Raw genomic sequence first — 26591 nt, 5'->3', positions numbered from 1 at the left:
AGAAGGTGCCCAAAGGGCGGATGAGGGGTTCCCTCCGCGAACTCTGGTCGCTCGTCGCTTCGCTCCGAACGCGCAACACTTCGTGTCGCGGACCCCTCATCCGGCGCTGCGCGCCACCTTCTCCCACAAGGGGAGAAGGCAAGGGGCTGCACCAGCAGAGCGAGATCACCGAGCTTGCAGTTCTCATTCTCAAACCACCCCATGGACCGCGAGCACCCGCTGCATCCGGGCGATGGCAAGTTCCGGGTCCGCCAGCACCCGCGCCTTGTCGGCGAGGCGGAACAGTTCACTCAGGTGCTGCAGCGAGCGGGTGGACTGCTGGCCGCCGATCATGGTGAAATGATCTTGGAGGCCATTGAGATAGGCGAGGAACACGACGCCGGTTTTGTAGAACCGCGTCGGCGCCGCAAAGATGTGGCGGCTGAGGGGGACGGTGGGTTCCAGCAGCTCGAAGAACGCGTTCTCGCTGCCTCGGCCAAGTGCGGCCAGAGCCGCTGAGGCAGCAGGCGCGATGGCGTCGAAGATACCGAGCAGGGCATCCGAATGCCCCATATCGTCGCCCGCGATCAGTTCGGCGTAGTTGAAGTCGTCGCCGGTATACATGCGAACGCTGGCCGGCAGCCGGCGGCGCATGGCGATCTCTTTCTCCTTGCTGAGGAGGGAAATCTTGATGCCGTCGACCTTGTCGGCGTGCGCAGCGATGACATCGAGGCACACATCCATCGCCGCCTCGTGGTCGGCGCGGCCCCAATAGCCCTGAAGCGCCGGATCGAACATTTCGCCCAGCCAGTGGAGGATCACCGGCTGCCGCACCTGGGAGAGGATACGGCCATAGACCCGGGCATAGTCATCGGGCGACCTCGCCGCCACCGCGAGCGCGCGCGAGGCCATGAGGATGACCCTGCCGCCCTGCCCTTCGACAAAGCCGATCTGCTCTTCGTAGGCGGCGATGATGGCGTCGATTGTCACATCCGGTCCCGGCGCGAGGTGATCGGTGCCAGCGCCATAGGCGATCAGGGCATCCGGCCGCGTTCGCGCTTCGGCCTGGGCGCGGCGGATCAGTTCCTGCGCCTCAGCCCAGCCGAGCCCCATGCCGCGCTGCGCGGTATCCATGGCTTCGGCGACGCCGAGGCCAAGGTCCCAGAGCCGGTGGCGGAACTTGAGCGTGGTGTCCCAGTCGATGGCCGGGGCGAGCCACGGATCATTGCTGGCGAGCGGGTCGGCGACGACATGGGCGGCCGCATAGGCGATGCGCGGGAAGTCGCTGGCGCTGTGGTGTTCGAAGGGGATCGGCGTGCCGGTGAGGCGATAGGGGGTGAGCGAGCGATCGGGATTGGGGAGGAGGAGTTCAGACATCGCTACTTCCCGACCCTAGACGTCATCCCAGCGAAGGCTGGGACCCAACTAACCACATGTGCTGACCGATGAATGGGTCCCAGCTTTCGCTGGGATGACGGCCGTGGATAAGGATAGTGAGCGATCGCCACGGACATCACTCAAATCCCCAGCGCCGGGACATCCAGCCAGCGGCGCTCCTGCCAGCTCTGGAGCCCGAGCATGGCCAGTTGCACGCCCTTGGCGCCGGCTTCGAGGCCATAGGGCCACGGCGCATCCTCGGCGACGTGGCGCAGGAACATTTCCCATTGCGCTTTGAAGCCGTTCTCGGCCGGCCAGTTATCGGGGACCTCTTCCCAGTTGGCGAAGAAATCGATGGTTTGCGGCTGGTCGGGGTTCCATACCGGCTTCGGCGTGTTGACCCGGTGCTGGGTGAAGCACTTGTGGAGGCCCGCGACGGCCGAGCCGTGCGTGCCATCGACCTGGAAGGTCACGAGGTCATCGCGCCGCACGCGAACATCCCAACTCGAATTGATATGCGCCACGATGCCGCCCGCCAGTTGGAACGTCGCATAGGCGGCATCATCAGCATCGGCGGTGTAACGATTGCCCTTCTCGTCGACCCGCTCCGGGATATGTGTCGCGCCGAGGCAACTCACCGCCTGGACTTCGCCGAAAAGGTTATCGAGCACGTAGCGCCAGTGGCAGAGCATATCGAGGATGATGCCGCCGCCATCGGCTTTGCGATAGTTCCAGCTCGGCCGCTGCGCCGCCTGCCAGTCGCCCTCGAACACCCAGTAGCCGAACTCACCGCGCACCGAGAGGATGCGGCCGAAGAATCCGGAATCGACCAGCCGCTTGATCTTCAGAAGGCCGGGCAGGAACAGTTTGTCCTGCACCACGCCGTGCTTGATGCCCGCCGACTGCGCCTTCTTTGCGAGCGCAACCGCGCTCTCAAGGTCGTCAGACACAGGTTTTTCGCAATAGACGTGCTTGCCCGCGTCGATCGCCCGGCTCAGGAGTTCGGCACGCATCTGCGTGGTACCAGCGTCAAAGAACACCTGATCGTCCGGGTTGGCGAGCGCCGAATCGAGATCGGTGGACCAGCGGTGGATCTGGTGTTTCTCCGCAAGCCTTTGCATCTTGTCGCGATCCCGGCCCACGATGATCGGATCGATCTGCAGCCGGTCGCCATTCTTGAGCGCTATGCCGCCCTGCGCGCGGATGGCGAGAATGGAGCGCACCAGGTGCTGGTTGTACCCCATGCGCCCGGTCACCCCGTGCATGATCAAACCCAACCGCTGCTCGGCCATTGCGCCCTCCCCAAGGCTCAGTCTTGTAACTGGTTGGTTACTTGGATACACGTGGCTAAGATCAACCGTCAAGAGGCTGGCGGCGACACGCTGGATCGGCCTGGGGCGGTGGGGAGACGGAGAGCATGTCGACGGAGGAGGCAGTGGGAGCGCGGCGGAGCAAGCCGGCCGCCGCATTGCCGGTACGCCCTCGCGACGCTGAACGGACCAAGGCCTCGATTCTCAAGGCGGCGCGGGACGAGTTCTGCGAACAGGGCTTCAACGGCGCGCGGGTCGATGCGATTGCCGACCGCGCCAAGGCCAACAAGCGGCTGCTCTACCACTACTTCGGCAATAAGGAAGCGTTGTACCTGGCAGTGCTGCTCGATGCCTACCGCGAGATCCGGCGCGGGGAGCGCGAGCTCAAGATCGGCCAGTACGACCCTATTGAAGCGGTGGACCGGATCATCCGCTTTACCTTCCGGCACTTTCTGGCGAACCCCTGGTTTCCGCGGCTTTTGTCCGTGGAGAACCTGCAAAACGCCAAGTTTGTCAAACAGATAACCAACCTCGACGAGATCCGCTCTCCGATCGTCGCGGAGTTGCATGAGATCGTGCGCCGCGGCCACGACCTGGGTATTTTCCGTACCGACGTCGACCCGATGCAGCTCTACATCTCGATCATTTCGCTCTGCTACTTCTACGTCTCCAACATGCAGACCCTGTCGGTGGTTTTCGGCAAGGATCTCAGCCAGTTCGCACTGATCCAGGACCGCGAGGCGCAAGCGGTGCAGATGGTTCTGGATTATCTGCGTACCAAGCGCACCTGATCGCCTCAAAGGCGTGTGGCAGCAACGCCAGCAGCGCTCGAACCCGTTATTGCTGCGATTCCATCGGTTCACCGGGTGGCTTGACAGTCCTGCCTGTCTCGGACCAAACTTGTAACCAGTTGGTTATTTAGCGACGATCAAGATCGCGACCACGGGAGTTGGCGGCACTGCCGCCGGGACATCAACGGGAGGAACTGCAATGGGTATCTCGCTCGACCGCCGCCAATTTCTGATGGGCAGCACCGCGCTGCTCGCCGCCGGAGCGATTTCGCCGGCGCTGGCGCAGGAAACACGCCTTCGCCTCACCTGGTGGGGTGGACAGGCCCGCGCCGACCGCACCAATGCGGTGGCCGCGCTTTATTCGAAAGCCAATCCGGCGATCGCATTTGACACCGAGTTCAACGCCTTCAACGACTACTGGCCCAAGCTCGGCACTCAGGTCGCCGGCGGCAACGCCCCCGACGTGCTGCAGATGGACTATCGCTACCTCGTCGAATACGCCAAGCGCGGCGCCATCGCCCCGCTCGACAGCTATGTCGGCAAGAGCCTCAACCTCGCCGATTTCGACCAGGACCAGCAGGACGGCGGCAAGGTCGATGGCCAGCTCTACGCTATCAGCCTCGGCGCCAACTCGGTGGCCATGATGGTCAACACTGCGGCTTTCACCGAAGCCGGCGTGGCCGTTCCGAGCCGCGATGCGTCCTATGCCGATTACATGACGGCTGGCGAAGCTTTCGCCAAGGCCAATATCCGCGGCGGCATGAAGCTGCTCGCCGATGGCAGCGGCAACGAACCTGCGCTCGAGAACTGGCTGCGCCAGCGCGGCAAGGCCCTCTACACCGCCGACGGCAAGGCTGGCTTTGATGCTGACGACCTGACGGCATGGTTCAAGCTCTGGGCCGACCTCCGCGCTGCGGGCGTCTGCGTCTCGGCTGAAGACCAGGCTCTCGACGCGACGGCCGCCATCGACACCACCATGATCACGCTGGGCAAGGCCGCAACGACCTTTGCCAACTCGAACCAGTTGATCGCCTTCCAGGCGGTGAACAAGGATCCGCTGTCGATGATCAACTTCCCCCGCGCCGAAGCCGGCTCGGCGGGTGGCCACTATCGGAAGCCCAGCCAGTTCTGGAGCGTCAACCCGAAGTCGGCCAATATCGAGGAAGCGGTCAAGTTCGTCAGCTTTTTCGTCAACGATCTCGAGGCCGGTGCGGCGCTCGGCGTCGAACGCGGTATTCCGTGCTCGAAGGCCGTTCGCGATGCCATAACCCCGACCCTCGACGCGCAGAGCCAGGTGGCACTGGGCTTCGTAACCAGCCTGGGTGATCTTCAGGGCGCCCTGCCGCCGGTACCTCCGGCAGCCGCCGGTGAAGTGTCGACCCAGTTCACCACCAAGGCCCAGGAAGTGGCGTTCGGTTCGAGCTCGCCCGAAGACGCAGGCGCTGCCTTCGTCAAGGAAACGACCGACATTCTTAGCCGCGCCAAGAGCTAAGCAGAAATGGTCGCGCGCTCGGACAGTTCACCCAAGATGGTGCCCGCCGAGCGCGCGCTCGTTCCCTCGACCTGGTCGCGCCTGTGGAGCGCGAACGGGCCGGGCTACATGTTCCTGATCCCGTGGTTCATCGGCTTTTTCGGCCTGACTGTCGGTCCGATTGTCTACTCGTTCTACCTGAGTTTCACCAATTTCGACCTGTTGACCGCGCCGCGCTGGGCCGGGCTCGATAACTATGTGCGGATGTTCACCGCCGACCCGAAATTTTCCGCCTCGATGCGGGTGACGCTGTTCTTCGTGCTCTTCTCGGTGCCGCTGAAACTCGCCTTTGCGCTCGGCGTCGCCCTGCTATTGAACCGCGGCATGCGTGGGCTGCCACTCTACCGCGCGGTGTTCTACCTGCCCTCGCTGCTCGGCGCCTCGGTGGCGATCGCGGTGCTGTGGCGGCAGCTGTTTGCCGGCGACGGGGTGGTCAATGACTTCCTCGCGATTTTCGGTATCCAAGGGCCGAGTTGGATCTCCAACCCGCGCACCTCGTTGTGGACGCTGGTGGCGCTGGCGGTGTGGCAGTTCGGCTCGCCGATGATCATTTTCCTTGCTGGGCTGAGGCAGATCCCGGCCGATCTGTACGAAGCGGCGAGCCTTGATGGCGCGAGCAAGTGGCGCATCTTCTGGAAGGTGACGCTGCCGCTGCTGACGCCCGTGGTGTTCTTCAATGGCATCATCCAGACCATCGAGGGCTTCAAGAGCTTTACCCCCGCCTTCATCATTTCGGGCGGCACCGGCAACCCGGTCAACTCGACGCTGTTCTACACCCTTTATCTCTACCAGGAGGCCTTCGCCTTCTTCCGCATGGGCTATGCCTCAGCGCTGGCCTGGGTGCTGCTGGCGATCGTGGCGGCGTTCACCTCGGTGTCGTTCCTCACCTCCAAGTACTGGGTGCACTATGACGAGTGATGTGCATCGCCTGACCGTGGTGACCGGCGCAACGCCGGCCTGGCGGAGGCGCCTCGGCTCGGTCATCGCCCACACGCTGCTGATCGGCGCGTCGATCCTGATGCTGTATCCGTTGCTCTGGATGCTCTCGGCCTCGTTCCGCCCGGAGAGCGAAATCTTTTCGTCCAACTCGCTGATCCCCAGCTCGGTGAGCCTTCATGGCTATGAGAGCGGCTGGAACGGACTCAGCCGCAGCTTCACCACGTTCTTTTTCAACTCGTTCCTCGTCTCCATCCTTTGCGTCATCGGCAATCTCGCCGCTTGCTCGCTGACAGCGTTTGCCTTCGCACGGCTGGAGTTCTGGGGCCGGAAGTTCTGGTTTGCGCTGATGCTGGGCACGCTGATGCTGCCCTATCAGGTGGTGCTGATCCCCCAGTATGTGCTGTTTCTGAACCTCGGCTGGGTGAACACCTTCCTTCCGCTGGTGGTGCCCAAGTATCTCGCGGTCGATGCGTTCTTCATCTTTTTGATGGTGCAGTTCTTCCGCGGCATCCCGCGCGAGCTGGACGAGGCGGCGCAGATGGACGGTTGCTCGCCCTGGCGCATCTACTGGAAGATCATGCTGCCGCTGTCGCTGCCGGTGCTGACCACAGCGGGCATCTTCACCTTCATTTTCACCTGGGACGACTTCTTCGCGCCGCTGATCTACCTCAACGACATGGCCTCCTACACCGTGACGCTGGCGCTCCGCACCTTCGTCGACTCGACCGCCGAATCCAACTGGAGCGGGCTCTTCGCCATGTCGATCCTCTCGCTCCTCCCCATCTTCATCTTCTTCCTCTTCTTCCAGAAACTGCTGATCGAAGGCATCGCGACGACGGGGATGAAACGGTGACACTTCGGATAAACCAATGAGCATCAAATTTGCGGCTATCGGGCTCAACCATTCCCATATCTACGGCCAGGTGAACTGCCTCTTGCGCGAGGGGGCGGAGCTGGTTTCGTTTTATGCGCCGGAGGATGACCTCGCAGCCGGCTTTGCCACGAAATACCCGCAGGCAAAGCGCGTTGCCGATCACCGGGCCATCCTTGACGACAAGTCCATCGCGCTGGTGCTGACCTCGGCCATTCTCAGCGACCGTGCCGAGATCGCGATCGCCGCCATGCAGCACGGCAAGGACGTGATGAGCGACAAGCCGGGGATGACGACGCTGGCGCAACTGGCCGAGATTAAGCAGGTGCAGGCGGAAACTGGCCGCATCTATTCAGTCTGCTATTCGGAGCACTTCGAGACGCGCTCGACCGTCAAGGCGGGAGAACTGGTTGCCGCTGGCGCCATCGGCGAAGTGATCCACACTGTCGGCCTCGGCCCGCACATGATCCGCAACAATCAGCGGCCGGACTGGTTCTATGACCGCAAGCGCTATGGCGGGATCCTCTGCGATATCGGGAGCCACCAGTGCGAGCAGTTCCTGTTCTTTTCCAATTCGCTCGACGCCGAAGTGCTGTCCGCGACGGTGAACAACCGCGGCAACCCCGCCCGCCCAGGCCTGCAGGATGTCGGCGACATGCACCTCAAGACCCCCCGCACCACCGGCTATGTGCGGCTCGACTGGTTTACGCCCAATGGCCTCGGCACCTGGGGCGATGGGCGGCTGACCATCCTCGGCACCGAGGGCTATATCGAGTTGAGGAAATACATCGACATCGCCGGCCGCCCCGGCACCGATCATTTGTTCCTCGTCGATGGCAAGGGCACGCGCCACATTGACTGCTCAGATGTCGAGCTTCCCTATGGCCGGCAGCTGATTGCCGATGTGCTCAACCGCACCGAAACCGCGATGCCGCAGGACCGGTGTTTCAAGGCGATGGAACTGGCGCTGACGGCGCAGGCTTTGGCAGAACGCGGTACGGTGTGGGCACAATGAGCAAGGTCTATACAGTCGCCGTCGTCGGCGGCGGCATCGGAAAGAGCCACATCGTCGAGGGCTATGTGCCCAACGCGGACAAGTTCAAGGTCCTCGCCATCTGCGACCTCGACCCTGCACGCAGGAACGGCCTCGCCGACGAGTTCGGCGTCGAGCGGCGCGTCGCCAATTTCGACGACCTGCTGAAGATGGACGACCTCGACATCATCGATGTCTGCACGCCGCCCATGGTCCACTACCCCATGGTGATGGCGGCGCTGAAGGCCGGCAAGCACGTGATCTGCGAAAAGCCGCTGGTCGGCTCGCTCGCAGAGGTCGACGAGGTGATGGCCGAGGAGAAGCGCTCCCACGGCAAGCTGATGCCGGTGTTCCAGTATCGCTATGGAAACGGCATCCAGCAGGCCAAGGCGATCATCGATGCCGGTATCGCCGGCAAGCCCTTTGTCGGGACGGTCGAAACGCTCTGGCGGCGCGGGCCGGACTATTACGAGATCCCCTGGCGCGGCAAATGGAAGACCGAACTCGGCGGCGTGCTGATGACCCACGCCATCCACCCGCACGACATTTTCACCTATCTGATGGGCGACATTAAATCGCTGTTCGGCAGGGTGGCGACGCGCGTCAATGCCATCGAGGTGGAAGACTGCATCTCCGCCTCGGTCGAATTGACCTCGGGCGCGCTCGCGAGCTTCACCGCGACGCTGGGTTCCGCCGACGAGATCTCGCGCATCCGGCTTGCGTTCGAGAACCTGACCATCGAGAGCGACCACGAGGCCTATAATCCCGGCGCGGCACTGTGGAAAATCCTGCCGCGCAATGATGCGACCAAAGCGACAATCGACGCCCTGCTGGCGAACTGGCAGGACGTGCCGTCGCGCTTTACCACCCAGATGGCACTGTTCCATGCGGCGCTCGAAGGCAAGGGTCCGGTGCCCGTGACCAGTGCGGATTCCCGCCGCGCGCTGGAGATCGTCACGGCGTTCTACCATTCGTCCGAAACGCGCGAAGAAGTGCCCTTCCCCATCGGGCCAGACCACCCGAAATACCGCAGTTGGCTCCCGGAGGGGTTCAGATAATGGCCACCAGCGTTGTCCTGCAAAACGTCCTGAAGCGCTATGGCGAGATTGAGGTCATTCACGGCATCGACCTCACCATTGAGCCGGGCGAGTTCACCGTGTTCGTCGGCCCCTCCGGCTGCGGCAAGTCCACACTGCTGCGCATGATCGCAGGGCTTGAACCGATCAGCGGCGGCGACCTGGTGATCGACGGCCAACGCATGAACGAAGTACCGGCGGCCAAGCGCGGCATCGCCATGGTGTTTCAATCCTACGCGCTATACCCACATATGTCGGTATACCAGAACCTCGCCTTCGGGCTTGAGACGGCGCGGGCGCCCAAGGCCGAAATCGAAAAGCGCGTGCAGCGCGCGGCGGAAATCCTCCGCATCGAGCCGCTGCTGAAGCGCAAGCCCAAGCAGCTCTCGGGCGGCCAGCGCCAGCGTGTCGCCATTGGCCGCGCTATCGTGCGCGAGCCAAAAATCTTCCTCTTCGACGAACCGCTGTCCAACCTCGACGCCGAATTGCGCGTCCAGATGCGCGTCGAGATCGCCAAGCTCCACAACGACCTTGGCAACACCATGATCTACGTCACCCACGACCAGGTAGAGGCGATGACCATGGCCGACAAGATCGTGGTTCTGCAGGCCGGCATCATCGAACAGGTCGGCGCCCCGCTCGATCTCTACAACAGCCCCAAAAACAGGTTCGTCGCCGGCTTCATCGGCTCGCCGAAGATGAACTTCCTCGATGGCAAACTCACGTCGGCCGACGCGACAGGCGCCAGGCTGCAGACCGGTGGCAGCGAGATCGTCATTCCGCGCGCCATTGGACAGGTCGGCGATGCGGTGACCTTTGGCGTGCGGCCCGAACACATCGGCATCACCGAGGGCTCGGGCGTACCGCTCGCGACGGTGAAGGTCGATCTGGTCGAGCACCTCGGCGGCCAGACCATGCTCTACGCCACCACGGCAGATGGCCAACCATTGACCATCGCCGTCGACGGCCAGCGGCAGGTGGCACTCGGCTCGTCCCTCACCACCTATGTGGATCCGGCGCGCTATCATCTGTTCGGCAAGGACGGGCGCGCGCTTTAGGGCGCGCTAGCCCCCGCCAACAACTCGGCATTTCCACCGCTCGCCGTGGTGTCGATGCAGACGTGGCGCTCCGCGATCAGCCGTTCGGCATCGCTGGGACAGGTGATCAGCGGCACGATGGCGCCTTCGCGGCGGGCCAGCGCCTGCCGCCAGGGCCGAAGATTGGCCTCGTCGCCAAAGTGCATCACCGCATCGACCTGCAGCCCCGCTTCCATGGCGGCCGGCGAGAGCTTCTTGTCGACTCCGCCAATCGGCTCGCCGTCTTCGCCTAGCAACGCTGCGATTGCCTGCGCGCCGGGCGCGCAGACGAGGACGCCGTTGCCATAATGGAGTGCGAGGCGCGCCTGCTCCTCGGCACTGGCCCGGTCAGGCCCGAGACAGAGCACAACGCCACGCGGGAAGGTCCGGAGTGTGTTGGATTCACCGGTCGGGCCCGGCAGTGCGAGTTCGTGGGGGATGATCCCCGCACGTTCCATGGCAGTCTTGACCTGATCGACTGCCGCGATAGCAAACCCGATCGAGAGGCCTGAGAGCGGATTGACCCCCAAGGAAGGGCGGTGCGTGGCCGGCGGTCGTGAGAAGCGCTTCAGATAGTTCGGCCCACCGGCCTTGGGCCCGGTGCCGGAGAGCCCTTCGCCACCAAATGGCTGCGAGCCCACGACTGCGCCAATCTGGTTGCGGTTCACGTAGATATTGCCTGCCCGCATCTGGTCGGCAATGGCCTCGACCCGTCCGTCGATCCGCGTGTGCAAACCGAAAGTGAGCCCATAGCCGGACGCGTTGATCGCCGAAATCACCGCGTCGAGCTGGTCCGCCTTGAACGTCGCGACATGCAGGACAGGCCCGAAGACTTCCTCTTTCAGTTCGGCGATGCCTGCAACCTTGAGCACCGCAGGGCCGACAAACAGCCCCGACGACGGCGTCGGCAACCGGTGGAGCACCGCCTCGCGCGCTGCAAACTCATCGACATAGGCCTCGATCTTCGCCTTGGCCTTGCGGTCGATCACCGGGCCGACATCGGTGTCAAGCTGCCACGGGTCGCCAAGCTTGAGCTCGTCCATCGCGCCGAACAGCATCTCCAGCGTCCGGGCCGCGGCCTCTTCCTGCACATAGAGCATCCGCAATGCAGAGCAGCGCTGCCCGGCGGACTGGAACGCCGATGCCACGATATCGCGCACTGCCTGCTCGGGCAGCGCGGTGGAATCGACGATCATGGCGTTGAGCCCGCCGGTCTCTGCGATCAGCGGCGCGCCGGCGGCAAGGTGATCGGACATCGCTACATCGATCGCCTTGGCGGTCGCGAGCGAGCCGGTAAAGCACACACCATCAATGCGAGGGTCAGAGGTCAGTGCGGCACCGACCACAGGGCCGGAGCCGGGCAGCAACTGGATGACATCGGCGGGAATGCCTGCCCTCACCATCAGTTCAACAGCGCGCGCCGCAATCAGGGGCGTCGTCTCGGCAGGCTTCGCCAAGACGGTATTGCCCGCGACCAGCGCGGCCGCGATCTGGCCGGTGAAGATCGCCAACGGGAAGTTCCACGGCGAGATGCAGGCGAACACCCCCAGCGGCAGCCGTGGCTCCGACGCCTCGGCTTCTGCTGCGTAATAGCGCAGGAAATCCACCGCCTCCCGCACTTCGCTCACCGCATCGGCAAGGGTCTTCCCCGCCTCACGGGCGCAGAGCACAAAGAGTTCCGGCGCGTTGGCCTCATAGAGATCTGCGACTTCCCGCAGCAAAAGAGCGCGCTCGGCCACCGGGCGGGCTGCCCAATCGGCTGCCGCGTCCTTGGCCGTGGCAATGGCCAGTTGCACCGTCGCGGGCCCTGCCCCCTGCGCTTCACCGACGAGGTAGCCCGTCGCCGGGCTTTCGATCCGGAACTGCTCGCCGGACTCGCCCGGGATCTGCGCCGCCGACACAGCCGACCAGAGCTTGGTGGCATTGGCAAAGCGCTGCCGGTCCGCCAGCAGCGCCTCCACCGCTATCGGGTCGGTGAGGTCATGGCCGCGCGAATTGGTGCGGCTTGGGGCAAACAGTGCCGCCGGCACCTTCACCTTCGAGGTGGCGGTAGCGATCGATTCGAACGGATCAGCCACGACCTTGCTCGCCGGGATCTCCCGGTCGGCGATCATGTTGACGAATGACCCGTTCGCGCCATTTTCGAGGAGGCGCCGTACGAGGTAAGCGAGGAGGTCCACGTGCCGGCCCACCGGGGCGTAAATGCGCGTGCGGGTGCCAGATTGATCGTGGACGATCTGGTGCAGCCGCTCACCCATGCCGTGGAGGCGCTGGAACTCGTAGGCTGTCTTGTCGACCCCAAGAGCTTCGGCCAACTCCAGCACTGCGGCGACCGTATGTGCATTGTGGGTAGCGAACTGCGGGTAGATGCGGTCAGTCTTCGACAGGAGCCGCCGCGCATTGGCGACGTAGCTCACGTCGGTCGCGGCCTTGCGGGTGAACACCGGGAAACCCGGCAGCCCCAGCACCTGCGCTCGCTTGATCTCGCTGTCCCAATAGGCGCCCTTGACCAGCCGGATCATGATCTTTCGATCCAGGCTCCCGGCCAGCGCCTCGAGCCAGTCGATGACGTGGCTCGCCCGCTGCCCATAGGCCTGTACCACGATGCCGAACCCGTCCCAGCCGGCGAGCCGTTCGTCGGCCAGCACCGCCGCGATCACATCGAGCGACAGGTCGAGCCGGTCGGCTTCTTCGGCATCGATGTTGAAGCCCATATTGGCGCCGCGTGCCATCAACGCCAGCGCCAGCACGCGCTCGACCAGTTCGTCCATCACCCGCTCGCGCTTGGCGAACTCGTAGCGTGAATGAAGCGCCGAGAGCTTGACCGAAACACCTGGGTTGTCGCGTACATTGCCCGCAGTCGAACGCGTCGCCAGCACCGCGATTGCCTCGGAATAGGCGGCGCGGTAGCGCTTGGCGTCAGCCTCAGTGCGCGCCGCTTCGCCAAGCATGTCGTAGGAATAGGTGAACCCGTCCCGCTCGGCCTTCCGCGCCACGCGCGTCGCTTCTTCGATGTCGCGGCCGAGGACGAACTGCGAACCGAGAATCTTCATCGCCTGCATGACGGCGGAGCGGATGACCGGCTCGCCAATGCGCTGCACGAAGTTCTTGATCGTTCCGGAAATGCCGGCTCCGCCATCGCGCAGCACCGACCCGGTCAGCGTCAGCGCCAGGGTGGAGACGTTGACCAGCGCCGAATTGGCGCGATCAAGATGCTCGGCCCAACGGCTGGGGGCGATCTTGTCCTCGATCAGGTCGTCCATGGTCTTGGTGTCGGGCACCCGGAGCAGCGCCTCGGCAAGGCACATCAGCGCGATGCCCTCGTCAGTCGATAGCGAATACTCTGCGAGAAAGGCCTCGAGCATGCCCGACGACTGCGCTGCCCGAACCTTCTCGACCAGAGCCTCCGCCCGCGCGCAGATGCTGGCACGCGAAGGCGCATCAAGTGCGGCATCGGCCGTCAGCCGCACCAGCGTTTCCGGTTCATCGGAGTAGATCGCAGCCCGAATGCGGCCGCGCAGTTCCGCCAGCTTGTCCATCGGCTTACCCCCAGAATGTGACTTTAGCCCGGAGGTCGCTGATTTGTGTGGGGAAAGTGTGATGGTGCGCCAAGTCGGCGCCCCACCAAACGCAGACGCCTAGAACTCCTCGTGCGTCCGGGGGTCGCCGTCGAAGAGGCGGCCGGCGGGACGGGTGAGTTGGCCAATCGAGGCCATGTCGGCGGCGTCGAGCTCGAAGCCCGCGATATCCAGATTTTCGGCGCGGCGGGCTGGATTGGCCGACTTGGGTATGGGCAGCACGCCGAGCTGATGGTGCCAGCGAAGGACCACCTGCGCCGGGCTGCGGCTGTGCTTTTTCGAAGCGGCGACGATGGGCGCTTCGGTCAGCAGTGCCGTGCCCTTGCCGATCGGCGTCCATGCCTCGGTCAGGATGCCGCGGGCCTTGTCTGCGGCGCGCTGCTCGGCCTGGTTGAAATAGGGGTGGAGTTCCACCTGATTGACGCTCGGAGTGACGCCGGTCTTCGCGATCAGTTGGTCTAGGTGTTCGGGGAGGAAATTCGAAACGCCGATCGAGCGGACAAGGCCGCGCTCGCGGGCCTCGATCATACCTTCCCAGGCCTCGACAAAGAGCTGCTGGCTCGGGTTGGGCCAGTGGATCAAATAAAGATCGAGATAGTCGAGACCGGTGCGCAGCAGCGATTCTTCGATGGCCCATGTGACGTTGGGCTTCTTGTGGTGGCGGCCGGGGAGCTTTGAGGTCACGCGGATATCCTCGCGGGGCACGCCCGACATGCGCACGGCTTTGCCGACGGCACCCTCGTTCTCGTAGTTCACGGCGGAGTCGAGAAGGCGATAGCCTTGACGCAACGCATCGGCCATTGCCTCGGCGCCGGGAATGCCGCGGAGAGCATAGGTACCAAGACCGATGACGGGGAGCGTGGTGCCGTCGTTGAGAACGTGGTCGGGAAAGGCGGACATGCGGGTTTCCTTGGATGAATTGCTGCCCGATGCGGGCATATTGTTGGGGAGTTGGCTTGCGCCCCCTTCCCCGCCACGCGGTGGGAAAGGAGCGTCTTCTAGGTCGCCTTCCCCACCCCAGCCGCCGCTGCGTCTTCCGCTGTTTCCGGCAGGTCGTCAAAGCTCGAGTAATTCATCGTGTAGAGCCGTGAATAGAGGCCGCGGTTTTCCATGAGCTGGTCGTGGTTGCCGCTTTCGAGCAGCTCGCCGTTCTGCAGCACGATGATGCGATCGGCGCCGCGGATGGTCGCCAGCCGGTGGGCGATCACGAGGCCGGTACGCCCCTTGAGGAGGATCGCCAGCGCTTTCTGGATCAGCATTTCGGTATAGCTGTCGATGTTCGCCGTGGCTTCGTCGAGCACCAGTATCTTGGCATCCGCCACCAGCGCGCGGGCGAAGCTCACCAGCTGCCGCTGCCCCAGCGATAGGTTGCCGCCGCGCTGTTCGAGCTTGGTGTCGTACCCATCGGCCAGCGACATGATGAAGTCATGCGCACCGACGGCCTTGGAGGCCTCGATGATCTGCTCTCGGGTAGCGCTGACCTTGTTGTAGCGGATGTTTTCGAGCACCGAGCCGGTGAACAGGAACGGCTCCTGCAGCACCATCGCGACCTGTTCGCCGAGCGACTCCTGGGTGATGTCGCGCACATCAATGCCACCGACAGTCACCGAGCCGTCCCACACATCGTAGAACCGGTGCACCAGCGACATGCAGCTCGATTTGCCCGAACCGGTCGGCCCGACAATCGCGACTGTCTCGCCCGGATTGACGCGGAAGCTCACGTTCTTGAGCACCGGCTGGCCCTTGCGGTAGCCGAAGGTGACATCCTTGAACTCGACCGAGCCATCCATGGCACCGGTGATCGCCACCGCGCCCGGCTTGTCTGAAATATCGATCGGCACGTCGAGCACTTCGGTGATGCGCGTGCCAGAACTCATGGCGCGCTGGAACACCGAATACTGCATGGTAAGCGAACGGATCGGATCAAAGAAGCGCTGGATGTAGAACAGGAACGCGACCATGACACCAACATCGAGCTCGTGGCCGATCACCATCTGGCCGCCGACCACGATCACCGTCGCCATCGAAATGCCGGTCAAAGTATCGACGATCGGCACCATCACCTGGGCGAACTTGGCGGCCCGAAGGTGCGCGCGGAGGTTGGCCCAGGCCTTTTCCTCATAGAGGTCGAAGTTCACCTGCTGGCGATCGAGGCTCTGCACCGTGCGGACGCCGTTGATGCCCTCGGCGAGCGCGCCATTGGCCGACGAGTTGGTGTGGTGCGCCGCCATGAAGCTGACCTTGGCGGGCGGCAGCCAGAACAGGCGCACGATGAAGAGGATCGGCATCGTCGCCATGGTGAGAAGGCCCAGCCGCACATCGAGATACAGCAGCACGCCGACAATGCCGAACAAGAGGATGATGTCGCCCACTGAAAGCACTGAAGTTTCAAGGAACTCCTGCATGGAGTTAACGTCACCCATGAGTCGCGACATGAGCCGGCCCACCTCGGTCTTGTCCATGAAGCTCAGCGAGACACGCTGCAGGTGCTCGAACATGGCGCGACGCATATCGAACAGCACGTTCTCGGCCGCCTTACCGACGACCGATTCCTGCACCCAGCTGGCGCCGTAGTTGATGAGGATCGTCAGGCCAAACCCGATGATCACCCAGACGAGGATCTCGCGGCCCCCGCCGCCGGCGGCCATGCCCTTATCGATGGCAAAGCGAACAAGAAGCGGGATCGCCAACTGCGTCAGGGTGAACACGATCACCGCCGCCACCGAGAGATAAATCTGCAGCCGGTATGGCCGGACAAAAGCCCAGATGCGCCGCACGATCTTGGGATCGTAGACCTTGCCAAAGACCTCTTCCTCGCGGTCGAGGCTGGAGCCCACCACCGCGCGTGGCGGACGCCGGCCGCGGTCTTCGCTTTCGTCGTCGTCGGGAAGCGCTGCGTCGCTCATTCTGCGGCCTCCACATGGTCATCCCCAGGCCGGATCTGGAGATCGTAGAGCTCACGATAGCGCCCGTTCAGCGCCAGCAGTTCGGCATGGGTGCCACGCTCGACGATCTGGCCGTCGTCGATGAACAGGATCTGGTCGGCGTGCATGAGTGAGCTCAACCGGTGGGAAATGATGAACGTGGCGCGATCCTTGGCAAACCGCTTCATAGCCGTCCGGATGCGCTGCTCAGTGCCCGCATCGACTGCGGCGGTCGAGTCATCGAACACCATCACCGCCGGGCGCAACATCAGCGAGCGCGCGATGTTGAGCCGCTGCCGCTGCCCGCCCGAAAGCGATACGCCGCGTTCACCCACGATGGTCTCGTAACCGGTGGGGAGGCCCATAATGTAGTTGTGCAACTGGGCAAACTCGGAGGCGCGCGCAATGCGCTGCTCCTTGGCCCAGGGGTCGCCATAGGCAATGTTGTTCTCGATGTTGGTGGTGAACAGGAACGAGTCCTGCTGCACCACGGCAACCTGCTTTCTGAGCGACGCGAGCGTCACGTTGCGGACATCCTGCCCGTCGATCGTTACGCTACCGCCCGTGACGTCGTAGAACCGCGGAATAAGGTGCGCGATGGTCGACTTGCCGCTGCCCGGCTTGCCGACAATGCCAATGGTTTCGCCGCGTTTCGCCGAGAAACTCACGCCCCGCAGCACCTGACGATCCGGCGCGCTGGGGTAGGCAAAGCTGACATTGTCGAACCGCAGCGTCCCCTCGGACACCTGCAACGGCTTGGCCCCGGGCGCGTCGGCGATATCGATCTCGAGATCGAGAAAGGCGAACAGACGGTTGCCGCAGGTCGAGGCCCGGGCGAACGAATTGACCAGCAGCCCCAGCTGCCGCACCGGCATCTGGAGGATCGTCATGAAGGTGAGGAACGAGGCCAGCGTGCCCACGCTTAGCTGGCCCGAGAGCACTCGCTCACCGCCGAACCAGAGCACCAGACCCATCGAAATGAAGAACGAGAACCCGGTCGCCGAGGTGTTGACCACCCGGATATCGACACGCTTGTGCGCCATCTCCAGCGCGGCATCGGAAGCTTCGTCGAACTTGGCCATCTCGTGTGCCTGCGCCGCAAAGGCGCGCACGACGCGGATACCGCCGAGATTTTCTTCCATGACCCGTGACAGGCCCTGCAGCAGTTCCTGCAGCGTCAGCCAGGTCGCGCGCAGCGTCAGTTGCATCACCGAGGAGCGCCAGCCGACAAACGGCACGAAACTCAGCGCCAGCAGCCCCAGGACCACGTCGGTCGACAGCATCATGTAGGCGCCGACGCCGATCAGGATGCTGAGCAGCACCACACGCAGCACGCCGGTCGCAAAGAACATGCGCACGCCTTCGAGATCGAGCATGCCGACCGTGATCAGGTCGCCGGTATGCACCTTGTCGTGATAGGCAAAGCTAAGGCGCTGGATTTTTTCGTACACGGCCATGCGCAGCTCGTAGGCCGTGTGATGGCCGACGGCCTCGCCCCAGTAATTGTGCAGCATGGTGAAAATGCCACGCGCGATGCTGACCGCGAGAAGGATCATCGCTGTGGTCCACAGCGCGGCGCTGGCGGCGACGCCATTGTTCAGCACGCCTTCGGCCTGATCGACGGCAGCGCCCAACAGGCGGGGTACCAGCAACTGCAGCACCGAAGCGATGATGGTGGCGGCCACCGTCACCGTGACCTGCCATGGGTGGCGCCAGGTCAGCGCCATGATCCGCCACAGTGTGCTTATCCCACGCGTCGCATGGGTCGCCTCGACGTGAAAATACGCGTCGCGGTGCGGAATGGCGCCATGCCCGGTCCGACTACTCAATTCTGAAATCCATATTTGTTGTGCGATCCGCGGCGCGCCAACTGCAACCGCAGACTCGACCCTGAGAACCAAGGGGCGTTGTTATTCCTCGCCCCGTTTTGCGTCTGGTTCAAGGCAGACCTGCAATAAAAGTTGCAGAACTTTCGTATGACTAGCCGGCTAGCTACCAGTCGCCCGCAATCGTCGGGCCAGCATCGGCGTGGCGGCGCCGACTGCAATGCCCAGCACACCACCGAGCACCTTGAAGCCCATATCCCCCAGCCGGGCATGGCGGCTGGTCACCAGGGCCTGCATCAGTTCAAAGCCGATTGCAGCACCGATCACCAGCACGCCGATCAGCAGCAGGTGGCGCGGATAGAACAGCGCGAAACTGAACCCCACGGCCGCAAAGGCGGCGAAACGCTCGATATTGGGCGAAAAGCCGGAATTGGGCCTGAGCCCAATCGGCGACAGGGTGACAAAGGCCACGGCACCCAGCAACAGCCAGGGCAGCAGCGCGAACTTGCGCAACAAGGGTGACAGGGGGATTTCTCCAGCGCTCAGACGGCGTTCTGCCGTGTCTTGGGCGAGAAAACCGTCAGAAAGATGATCCACCAGTCGAGAAAGATTGACCAGTTCTCGATATAATAGAGGTCGTGCTCCGTACGCCCCTCGATCTGGGCGAAGGTAGTAGTCTCACCACGAAAGCCGTTGACCTGCGCCCAGCCGGTAATCCCCGGCTTGATCCGCTGCCGATGGGCGTAGCTCGCCAGCTGTTCGCCCAGTTCGTCGTCGTGCACAATCGCATGGGGCCGGGGGCCGACGAGGCTCATCTGCCCCTGCACCACGTTGATCAACTGCGGCAGCTCATCGATCGATGCGGCGCGGATGAAGCGCCCGATCCGGGTGATCCGGCTGTCGCCAACGCGCACCTGCGTCATCTGCCGGCCGCTTTCGGTCACCCGCATTGAACGAAACTTCCAGATGTAGAAGCTCCCGCCGTTAAAGCCCCGGCGCTCCTGCCGGTAAAATACCGGACCGGGACTATCCAGCTGGATGAGGACGGCGAGAATCAGGAAGAACGGCGCGAGGAAGATCAGGCCCAGCCCTGCCGCCACTATGTCGAACGACCGCTTGAGCAGCACCGCTCCATCGCCCATAGGCTTGGCCAGAAACTGCACCGCGTTGTTGGGGCCGATGCCCGCAACATCGAGAAACTTCACCCGGGCGTTGCCGGTGGCCGGAGCGCAATAGACGTTGATGGCAAAGCGCTTCAGCCCGTTGACGATCCGCTCAAGGCCATCGACATCGTCGAGCGCACCGACCAGCACGATATCCTCGGCCCCTCGGGCTAGCCACCGCTGCGCAAAGCCGGCGATCTGGCCAGCATCGACCTGCCCTGCCACGTCGCGGATGGTGTCGAAGTGGAGAACCCCGGCGAGGCGATAGCCCGACTGCCAGAGCTTACCGTTCTGGACCAGCCCATCCACATCGGCGCGGTTCCCGATCACGGTGATCTGGCGATACTGCAGACGCCCGGCCATCACCTGGGCAGCAAGCCCAGAATAGATCATGCCACGCGCCACCAGAAGCACTGGAAGTCCGATGAAATAAGCCGAGATCATCGAAATACGCGAGAGATCATCGGAAAGCCCGAGGAGATAGGCGCCGAACAGCGCCACGGCAAAGGCCGCGGTCCAGCCAAGGGCGCTACCGGCGAGCTGCTGCTGGGATTGTGCCGGACGCGCGAGGAACCGCGCCGCAGCGACAGCTGAAAAGCCGCTGTAGACAAGCCCTACGACAGCGGCGAACAGCCCGTAAAGCGTCACCGACGCCTGCCCCAGCGGCACATGCATCAGGGTAACGTGATACACCAGCGCCGCCAGCACGACCACGAGGCTCGCAAGGCACCCTTCCAGCAGCGCGATGCTCCAGCGGATGGCGGCGAGGCTGGCCGCTAGGCGCGGCAAACGTCGACGCTCAAGACCCGAATATGCAAACTGTTCTGGCGTCACGGCACGTCTCAGGTTGATTTTATCCTGATTAACACGCCGACCTCGCCCCCCAAATCGGAGGGTTAAGAGAGGGTTAATGGCGGCCCCGCAGTTAAGGATGAATCGAGGTCCCGCCTTTTGGTGCCGAAGCCGCATGTTAAGAGACCGTTAACTGCGGGGCGGAGAGCCAGACGAGATGCGGACGAGATCGGTAGCCATGCTGGCGGCAAACCCCGCCTTTGCCGATATTCTGTGCCGGACGCTCGAGCAGTTGGGCGGCTATCGTGTCGCGACGTTCACCGGCATCGAAGCGCTCACCACCTTTCTCCGCATCTCCCCGGTCGACGTCGTCGTTCTCGATACCGACCTTCCGGGCGCGCCCGCAGCCGATATCGCACGCGGTCTCCGCAACCACATGCGGCTTGCCAGCGATGCCTTCGAAATCGTCGCCCTCACTCGCGCCGCCGAACCGTTCCACCGCCCACTGCTTGCCGCCGGCATCGACGCTGTGCTGACCAAACCGGTCTCCGCGCCGCAACTGCTGATGTGCATCGATACGATCCTCGCTGAAGCTCGGGGCGCCATGCCCGAGCCGCGGCATATGCCGAGCGAGCGCAGCTTGGTGCGCGTCGCGGCTACGCCCGCGCCAGCTCCCGCCCGCGCCGGCAATGTCATCCCGCTCTTTGGTGAAGGCCGCCAGCGGCCGTAAGGCGCCGACCTAGTTGGCCAGCAAGGCCTCGTAGCGATCGCCTATTCGCCCGACTTCGAAATCTGCCGCGCGCGCTTTGAGCGAATTGGCCGAAGTGGGTTCGCTCAGCATTTTATCCATGGCGAGCGCGAGACCTTCCGCATCTCCCACCGCGACCAATGCGCCGTAGATGCCGCCCTCAAGGATTTCGCTGGGGCCATGCGGACAATCGGTGGAAACGACCGGGACCCCTGCCGCCATCGCCTCGACCAGCACATTGCCAAATCCCTCGGTGAGGGAGGTCAATACGAAGAGATCAGCCACCGCATAGCAGGCTGCCGGATCGTTGATGTATCCGGCGAAGAGCACGTGGTTCGCGATGCCAAGCTGCACGGCAAAGGCGCGGAGTTCAGCCTCGAGCGGGCCCTCGCCGAAGATTACCAGCCGCGCTGGGCGATGTTGAATCAGTTTAGCAACGCTAGCCAGCAAGGTCTTGTGATCCTTGACCGGAACCAGCCGGCCGGCGGTGATGATCACCGGCCCCTCACCCATCGCTTCAAGTTGGGCCTCGAACGGATACGACCGTTTGGGTGTCGTTAGCGCGGGGGGCAACGGGTTGTTGATCACCGCAACCTTTGTCCGACGAACGCCGCGTGCTTCGAGGTCTCTGCCAACGCCGGCCGACACGGCGATTGCCTTCGTCGCGCGGTGAGCCACCAGTCCCGAGAGCAGCACGGCTACCCGCGCACCAATAGTATCGGAACGGATCGCTGCTGCCGCATGAAAGCTTGGAAAGAACTGCGCGCGGCTGCGCGACAGGATCAGCGACAGCGCCATCACCAGATTGGCAAATTCCGGCGCGCTGTAGACCGCATCGGGCTGGTGCCGGCGTAGGAACCGCGCCATGCGCCAGAGCCCGCGCAAAGTGGCAGGCTTCCCAAAACTCTCGCCATGAATGGTCATGCCGAAATCGACGAGGTGTACCGCGTCCGACCGCAACGCAGCATTGGGTCCTTCGGCGTTCCAGACCAGCAGCGTGACGTGATGCCCACGCGCCGCCAGCTCATTGGCCATCAGCACCCAGACGCGTTCCGCTCCGCCCCCTCTGAGACTGGGAACGTGAAAGACGATCCGCTTTGGCAGCATGCTGGTTCAGGCAGCCGCGAGGACGGCGCCGTCCCGCGGCTTAGGCTGCCGCATATCGCGGATGATGCCCACGACGATCGCCAGCAGCATGCCCAGCATGAAGCCACCAATGCCGCCCACGGCCAGCATCAGGATCGGGCGCGGTGGCCACGACCGCGCTGCCGGTGGCACGGCGGTCGAGATGACGCGCACGTTGGTGGTGTCGATCTGCTCGCGCTCGGTGACCTGGCGAGCCCTCGCCAGGAACGCCTCGTAAATGGTCGACTTGGACGCCGCGTCACGTTCCAGCTCGCGCAGTGTCACCTGTGCATCGTTGTCGGTGAACACTTCGCCCTTCAGCTGGTCGGCCCGCGAGGTGAGCGCCGCGAGGCCGGACTTAGCCTCGTCGAGCGTCACCTTGGCGGCGGTCACAATCCGGCCGATCTCGGCCTGCAGCTGCGCATTGACCGCTCCGAGTTCGGTGTTGAGCTTGACGATCGTCGGATGCCGCGGGCCATAGATCATCGACTGCGAGTCAAGCTGCTGCTTGAGGCTGCCCGCGGTGGCGCGCAGCGTCGTCAACGTGGCCGAGCTCTGTGTGTCGGACGTCGTGGCGTTGGGGCCGGCATTGACCAGTTCATCATAGGCCGACTGCGCCGCGATCACCCGGCCCTGCGCCTCGACCACCTGCGCATTGAGCTGCGTCATGGTCTGCGCTGAGACCAGCTCGCCCGAGCTGGACGAGAGATTGTTCGCCCGCTTGTAGGCCTCGACCTTTTCATCGGCGACCTTCACCGAGTCCTTCAACGCCTGAAGCCGCTCGTTGAGCGAGGCGGCGGTGCGCGAGGCGCCATCGGCTTCGCCCTTGGCGAGCTCTTCCTGGAAAGCCTTGACGATGGCATCCGAGATCTTGATGGCCTTGTCCGAGGTCTGCGACGAAACCAACAGCGTCGCGACAAACGACTTGTCGTCGGCCTTGGTCCCCACGAGTTTGCTCAGGCTCCCAAGCGCCGCCAGGCGCGGGTCGGCCTCGGTCTTGTCACCACCACCGAACAGCGAACTCAGGCTGAATGTTGGGGTCGGATCGTAGAATTCCGGGTCGGCAACCAAGTTCAGATCATCGACCACACGGCCCAGCACATTGCCCGAAGTCATCACGCGCAGCTTGCTGGCGGCGTTGAGCAACTGCCCATCCTGACCCGGCTGGGAATAGATGTCGTCGGCGACGACCTGCAGGTTCGCCGGGTCGATAAGCACTTCGGTCGAGACGGTATACTTGGGCTTGGTCAGCACCGAATAGGCGCCACCGGCCAGCGCACCGATAACGGCGATCACCAGTGCCATCACCAGCCCTGCCCGCAGCCAGACGAACAGGCGCCGGAAATCCAGCTCGAGGAAATCACCGATCTTGCTCAGCGTCACCGTTTCCACCGGCTCAGCCACCCGCGCTTGCGGCGCCGTATCGGCGTTTGCGGCGCGCATGGTATCGAGCCGCGCGAAGGCGCGTGCGCCGGAGGGGGTGGGCCGATCAGACATGATGGACATGGCGTTAACGCCTCGTTTTCGAAGGTGGCCTATTGTTAGGGCTTTATATACCAAGCCCGGCACACCGCTCCCGGAATGGCTATTCTTGGTTAAACTGGGCGGCATCCCTGCCAAGCAAAGGTGAAGCGTGAGCGTTTCGGCCACCGGACCGGAGGTTTCCCTCAGCGAGGGCGCACGGCGGCAGAATGCCCTCTCGCTGCTGCTCTTCCTGCTGATGGTGGTGGCATTCCTCACCCGCTTCTGCATCCCGCCGGAGCTGATGAACCGGGTGATGGACTACACCTCGGAAAATGGCGCCATCTACGAAAAGCTGCACGCCGGCACCTACCTGATCCTCTTTCTTGCGCCGTTCGCACTGTTCTGCAGGCCGATCTTTTTGCGCGGCGACGAGATCGGCAAGTTCAAGGCGCTGCTGCGCTTTTGCGGCTTACTCGTGCTTCTCGTTATATTTCTGGTCGGCACAGGACGCGCCGGCTCGTCCGGCACCTACATCGACACCTACCTGATCGCCGGTGCCGCCGGGCTGACACTGTTCAGTGTCAACGAAGCGATGCGGCGAATGGTCGGTAACGTCATCCTTGCCATGCTGATCCTCAGTGCGCTGATCGGTGTCGGCGAGGCGGCGACGCACTTCCGCCTCCTGCCCTACACCAACAATGAGCTGAGCTTCCGCCCCACCGGGCTGACCGACCATCCGCTGACGCTCGGCATGATGTGCGCCACCGGTATTAGCTTTGTTGCCCTGGCGCGCTGGCCAATCTGGGCCCGCTCCGCTTCGATCCTGGTCCTCTTCATCGGCGCCGCAGCCTCGGGGGCGCGCTTTTCCCTGTTGCTCGCGGCCGCCGAAATCCTTGCCCTCGTGATCTTCGTGCCCTGGCCGCAGCTTTCGCCCCGCCATGCCCGGCAAGCCAAGGCGGTTGTCCTGCTCGGCACGCTGGTCGTGGGTGCAGCTCTGGTTGCCGTACTGTTCGCCGGGGGCTTCCTCAGCCGCTTCGGCGATACCCTGTTCGACGAGAACGCTGCAGCCCGCGTCACCATCTATCGCGTGTTCGAATTCACCGGCTGGAAGGAACTGCTGTTCGGCGCCGACCTCAACATGATCGTCAAGATCGTCAACGAGGAGCTTGGCCTGCCCTTCATTGAATCAACGCCCGTCTATCTCACCTACCAGTTGGGCCTGCCGCTGGCGCTGGCCTTTGCTGCGCTGGTATTCTGGATTTTCGGCCGGATGCTGCGTAGGTCGCCCCGCACCGCGTGGATCGCGACAGCGATCTTCTTTCTGACGGCACTTTCAAACAACACGCTCTCGTCAAAGACCCCGGTGGTCGCCATCGTGTTGGTGCTGATCATCGCCTTTGGCGCCAGCAACGTGCCGGCAGAAGACAGGCGCGACGTAGGCTAGGCCGAGCTGTCGATGACCTCGAGCCTGCCGGCACGATTGAGTGTGTGGATGCCATCGTGCTCCCAGGCCGCACCCGGAACCACCGCCTCGGGCTGAGAAAACACCACGTCGTCATCGTCGAGCCGGGTCAATTGCACCAGGCCTAGCCCGCCGCCATACTTTTTCGAGCCGTCCTGCACCGGAAGCAGCAGCTTGCCACCCTGCTCGATGAACCGCCCGCCCGGTCGCGCCGCCGACTGATCGATCAGGATCGGGTTCATTGCGTGCGGCGTCCACGGCCCGTGCAACGATGGCGCACTGTAGACCGCCATCGTGTCGGATGAACTGCCACCACCACAGCGTTGCGTCCCGAACAGCCAGAACCGCCCACCCTGCTCGAGCAGTGTCGCGTCGTTGAATTCCTTGCCAGCAACCAGCACGGTGTCGCGCACCCAGCGCTGCGGGAACGGCGCAGCTCGATACAGCACCAGCTCTTTGGCGGCGCTGCTTTCGGGGATCATGTAGATTTCCCCATCGTGCTCGAACACTTGCGGGTATGAGAGATGATGCGGCTCTTCGAGCACCACACGCGGGGTTTCGAACTGACCGTCCGCACCCAACTCCGCCACCGAGATCACTCCCCTGCCCGTCGCATAGGGAAATTCTTCGACAAACACGAAGTGGTGGCCAAGATGCGCAAAAGCGAACGGGTCGGCGTAGAAGCGGTCCCCGTCATCAGGCAGTGTCTGGAACCGGACTCCATCAAGCCGACCGGTCTCAGCAATGCCCGGACCGTCGAGAAGCCGATACCCCACCTGCCAGTAGAACGGGCGCCGCCCGAGCCTGAGCTTGCGAATGGCGCGCCGCACCAGACCGGACGTGAGCGACGGCAAATAGGATCGCAGCAACCCAGGAACCGGTCGGCGCGCAGGTTTTGGCGCCTCGTCGATTGGCAACAGGCGCCCGGCGGCGAAGCGCGCGACCGACTGCTCCAGCAGCGAGATCGCGCCCGAGAGCAGGTCGTTGCTCCCGCGCCCCAACCACACCCGGTCGCCAATCATCGGCCGGGCGCACCCCACCGCGACGCCATCGAGCCGCACGGTGAGTTCAGCAGGCTGACCTGAAGCCAATAGTCGGACAATCCCGTCACTGAGGTTGGGTTCGCCGGCAAACTCCAGCGTCAATACCGGAGCGGCCTCCGCTCCGGCGGCACCGGTCAGATCAATGACCAGTGCTATATCCGAAACTTCAGTCGCCACCAGAGGGTCGGCGGCTGCGGCAAAGGAGGGGCCAAAACGGCGGGCTTCTATTCCAAGCACCAGATCCAGTTCTCGCGCGGCGGGCGGCGCAGCGTCGGACAGCCGGACGCTCACGCGATGACCGGCAGCCTTCAGGCGGCTGAAGAGCTCGTGCTCCCACCGGCGGGCAACAGCAGAATAGCCGATGAGTAAAATACTAAACAAATTGAATCGAAAGCCCCAAAGCCAACTGGGCGGTTATATTCAGCAACATTTTGAAAAACAAACAAACGTCACCTTGAGGGTAAACGCGTTTCTGACGTTAAT

20 protein-coding genes are annotated in these 26591 nt (G+C 63.5%); 9 read left to right on the top strand and 11 right to left on the bottom strand.

What is annotated here, in order from left to right; translation table 11 throughout:
* Positions 1-189 precede the first annotated feature (189 nt).
* On the bottom strand, positions 190-1356 hold the full coding sequence (locus tag ACO06J_RS02370; RefSeq protein WP_421759093.1) for a dihydrodipicolinate synthase family protein: 1167 nt from the start codon (positions 1354-1356) through the stop codon (positions 190-192).
* Between the two features lie 140 nt (positions 1357-1496).
* Complete coding sequence (locus ACO06J_RS02365; protein WP_421759092.1) at positions 1497-2648, bottom strand: Gfo/Idh/MocA family protein; 1152 nt, start codon at positions 2646-2648, stop codon at positions 1497-1499.
* A 125-nt stretch (positions 2649-2773) separates the two neighbouring features.
* Here ACO06J_RS02365 and ACO06J_RS02360 point away from each other — a divergent pair, with 125 nt between their 5' ends.
* From ACO06J_RS02360 to ACO06J_RS02330, 7 genes are all read left to right on the top strand, one after another.
* Complete coding sequence (locus ACO06J_RS02360; RefSeq protein WP_421759091.1) at positions 2774-3457, top strand: TetR/AcrR family transcriptional regulator; 684 nt, start codon at positions 2774-2776, stop codon at positions 3455-3457.
* Between the two features lie 199 nt (positions 3458-3656).
* On the top strand, positions 3657-4949 hold the full coding sequence (locus ACO06J_RS02355; RefSeq protein WP_421759090.1) for an ABC transporter substrate-binding protein: 1293 nt from the start codon (positions 3657-3659) through the stop codon (positions 4947-4949).
* Between the two features lie 36 nt (positions 4950-4985).
* Positions 4986-5906: a carbohydrate ABC transporter permease gene (locus tag ACO06J_RS02350; protein ID WP_421762433.1), complete on the top strand. Its 921-nt coding sequence runs from the start codon at positions 4986-4988 to the stop codon at positions 5904-5906.
* On the top strand, positions 5896-6780 hold the full coding sequence (locus tag ACO06J_RS02345; protein WP_421759089.1) for a carbohydrate ABC transporter permease: 885 nt from the start codon (positions 5896-5898) through the stop codon (positions 6778-6780). The genes ACO06J_RS02350 and ACO06J_RS02345 overlap by 11 nt, the downstream gene beginning before the upstream one ends.
* A 16-nt stretch (positions 6781-6796) precedes the next feature.
* Positions 6797-7813, top strand: a complete 1017-nt coding sequence (locus ACO06J_RS02340; protein ID WP_421759088.1) for a Gfo/Idh/MocA family protein — start codon at positions 6797-6799, stop codon at positions 7811-7813.
* A complete protein-coding gene (locus ACO06J_RS02335; protein WP_421759087.1) occupies positions 7810-8889 on the top strand; it encodes a Gfo/Idh/MocA family protein in 1080 nt (359 codons plus the stop codon). The genes ACO06J_RS02340 and ACO06J_RS02335 overlap by 4 nt, the downstream gene beginning before the upstream one ends.
* Positions 8889-9965 (top strand): ABC transporter ATP-binding protein, encoded by a 1077-nt coding sequence (locus ACO06J_RS02330; RefSeq protein ID WP_421759086.1) that lies wholly within the window; start codon positions 8889-8891, stop codon positions 9963-9965. The genes ACO06J_RS02335 and ACO06J_RS02330 overlap by 1 nt, the downstream gene beginning before the upstream one ends.
* Here ACO06J_RS02330 and putA read toward each other — a convergent pair.
* The 6 genes from putA to ACO06J_RS02300 all read right to left on the bottom strand — a co-directional run bounded on the left by putA (position 9962) and on the right by ACO06J_RS02300 (position 20263).
* Complete coding sequence (gene putA, locus ACO06J_RS02325; RefSeq protein WP_421759085.1) at positions 9962-13522, bottom strand: bifunctional proline dehydrogenase/L-glutamate gamma-semialdehyde dehydrogenase PutA; 3561 nt, start codon at positions 13520-13522, stop codon at positions 9962-9964. The genes ACO06J_RS02330 and putA overlap by 4 nt on opposite strands.
* A gap of 99 nt (positions 13523-13621) precedes the next feature.
* Positions 13622-14461 carry an aldo/keto reductase gene (locus tag ACO06J_RS02320; protein ID WP_421759084.1) on the bottom strand — a complete coding sequence of 280 codons (840 nt, stop codon included), beginning with the start codon at positions 14459-14461 and terminating at the stop codon, positions 13622-13624.
* Positions 14462-14559: 98 nt separating this feature from the next.
* Positions 14560-16467 (bottom strand): ABC transporter ATP-binding protein, encoded by a 1908-nt coding sequence (locus tag ACO06J_RS02315; protein WP_421759083.1) that lies wholly within the window; start codon positions 16465-16467, stop codon positions 14560-14562.
* Entirely contained in the window at positions 16464-18212 is a 1749-nt protein-coding gene (locus tag ACO06J_RS02310) for an ABC transporter ATP-binding protein (protein ID WP_421762432.1), read from the bottom strand. Before ACO06J_RS02310 ends, ACO06J_RS02315 begins: the two co-directional genes overlap by 4 nt.
* Positions 18213-18473: 261 nt before the next feature.
* Positions 18474-18827, bottom strand: a complete 354-nt coding sequence (locus ACO06J_RS02305) for a hypothetical protein (RefSeq protein WP_421759082.1) — start codon at positions 18825-18827, stop codon at positions 18474-18476.
* Positions 18828-18853: 26 nt separating this feature from the next.
* Positions 18854-20263: an exopolysaccharide biosynthesis polyprenyl glycosylphosphotransferase gene (locus ACO06J_RS02300; RefSeq protein ID WP_421759081.1), complete on the bottom strand. Its 1410-nt coding sequence runs from the start codon at positions 20261-20263 to the stop codon at positions 18854-18856.
* 220 nt (positions 20264-20483) lie between these two features.
* Between ACO06J_RS02300 and ACO06J_RS02295 the strand changes: the two genes are divergently transcribed.
* A complete protein-coding gene (locus tag ACO06J_RS02295) occupies positions 20484-20996 on the top strand; it encodes a response regulator (protein WP_421759080.1) in 513 nt (170 codons plus the stop codon).
* 9 nt (positions 20997-21005) lie between these two features.
* Here the strand turns inward: ACO06J_RS02295 and ACO06J_RS02290 are convergent, their stop codons facing one another.
* Positions 21006-22121: a glycosyltransferase gene (locus ACO06J_RS02290; RefSeq protein ID WP_421759079.1), complete on the bottom strand. Its 1116-nt coding sequence runs from the start codon at positions 22119-22121 to the stop codon at positions 21006-21008.
* Between the two features lie 6 nt (positions 22122-22127).
* Complete coding sequence (locus ACO06J_RS02285; protein ID WP_421759078.1) at positions 22128-23645, bottom strand: GumC family protein; 1518 nt, start codon at positions 23643-23645, stop codon at positions 22128-22130.
* Positions 23646-23772: 127 nt separating this feature from the next.
* Here ACO06J_RS02285 and ACO06J_RS02280 point away from each other — a divergent pair, with 127 nt between their 5' ends.
* Positions 23773-25047 (top strand): VpsF family polysaccharide biosynthesis protein, encoded by a 1275-nt coding sequence (locus ACO06J_RS02280; RefSeq protein ID WP_421759077.1) that lies wholly within the window; start codon positions 23773-23775, stop codon positions 25045-25047.
* On the opposite strand, the gene ACO06J_RS02275 is transcribed toward ACO06J_RS02280, so the two are convergent.
* Complete coding sequence (locus ACO06J_RS02275; protein ID WP_421759076.1) at positions 25044-26489, bottom strand: glucosamine inositolphosphorylceramide transferase family protein; 1446 nt, start codon at positions 26487-26489, stop codon at positions 25044-25046. The genes ACO06J_RS02280 and ACO06J_RS02275 overlap by 4 nt on opposite strands.
* Positions 26490-26591 lie beyond the last annotated feature (102 nt).

This window comes from Devosia sp., assembly GCF_965229025.1.
Taxonomy (GTDB): domain Bacteria; phylum Pseudomonadota; class Alphaproteobacteria; order Rhizobiales; family Devosiaceae; genus Devosia_A.
This window is presented reverse-complemented; position numbering and strand designations above follow the sequence as displayed.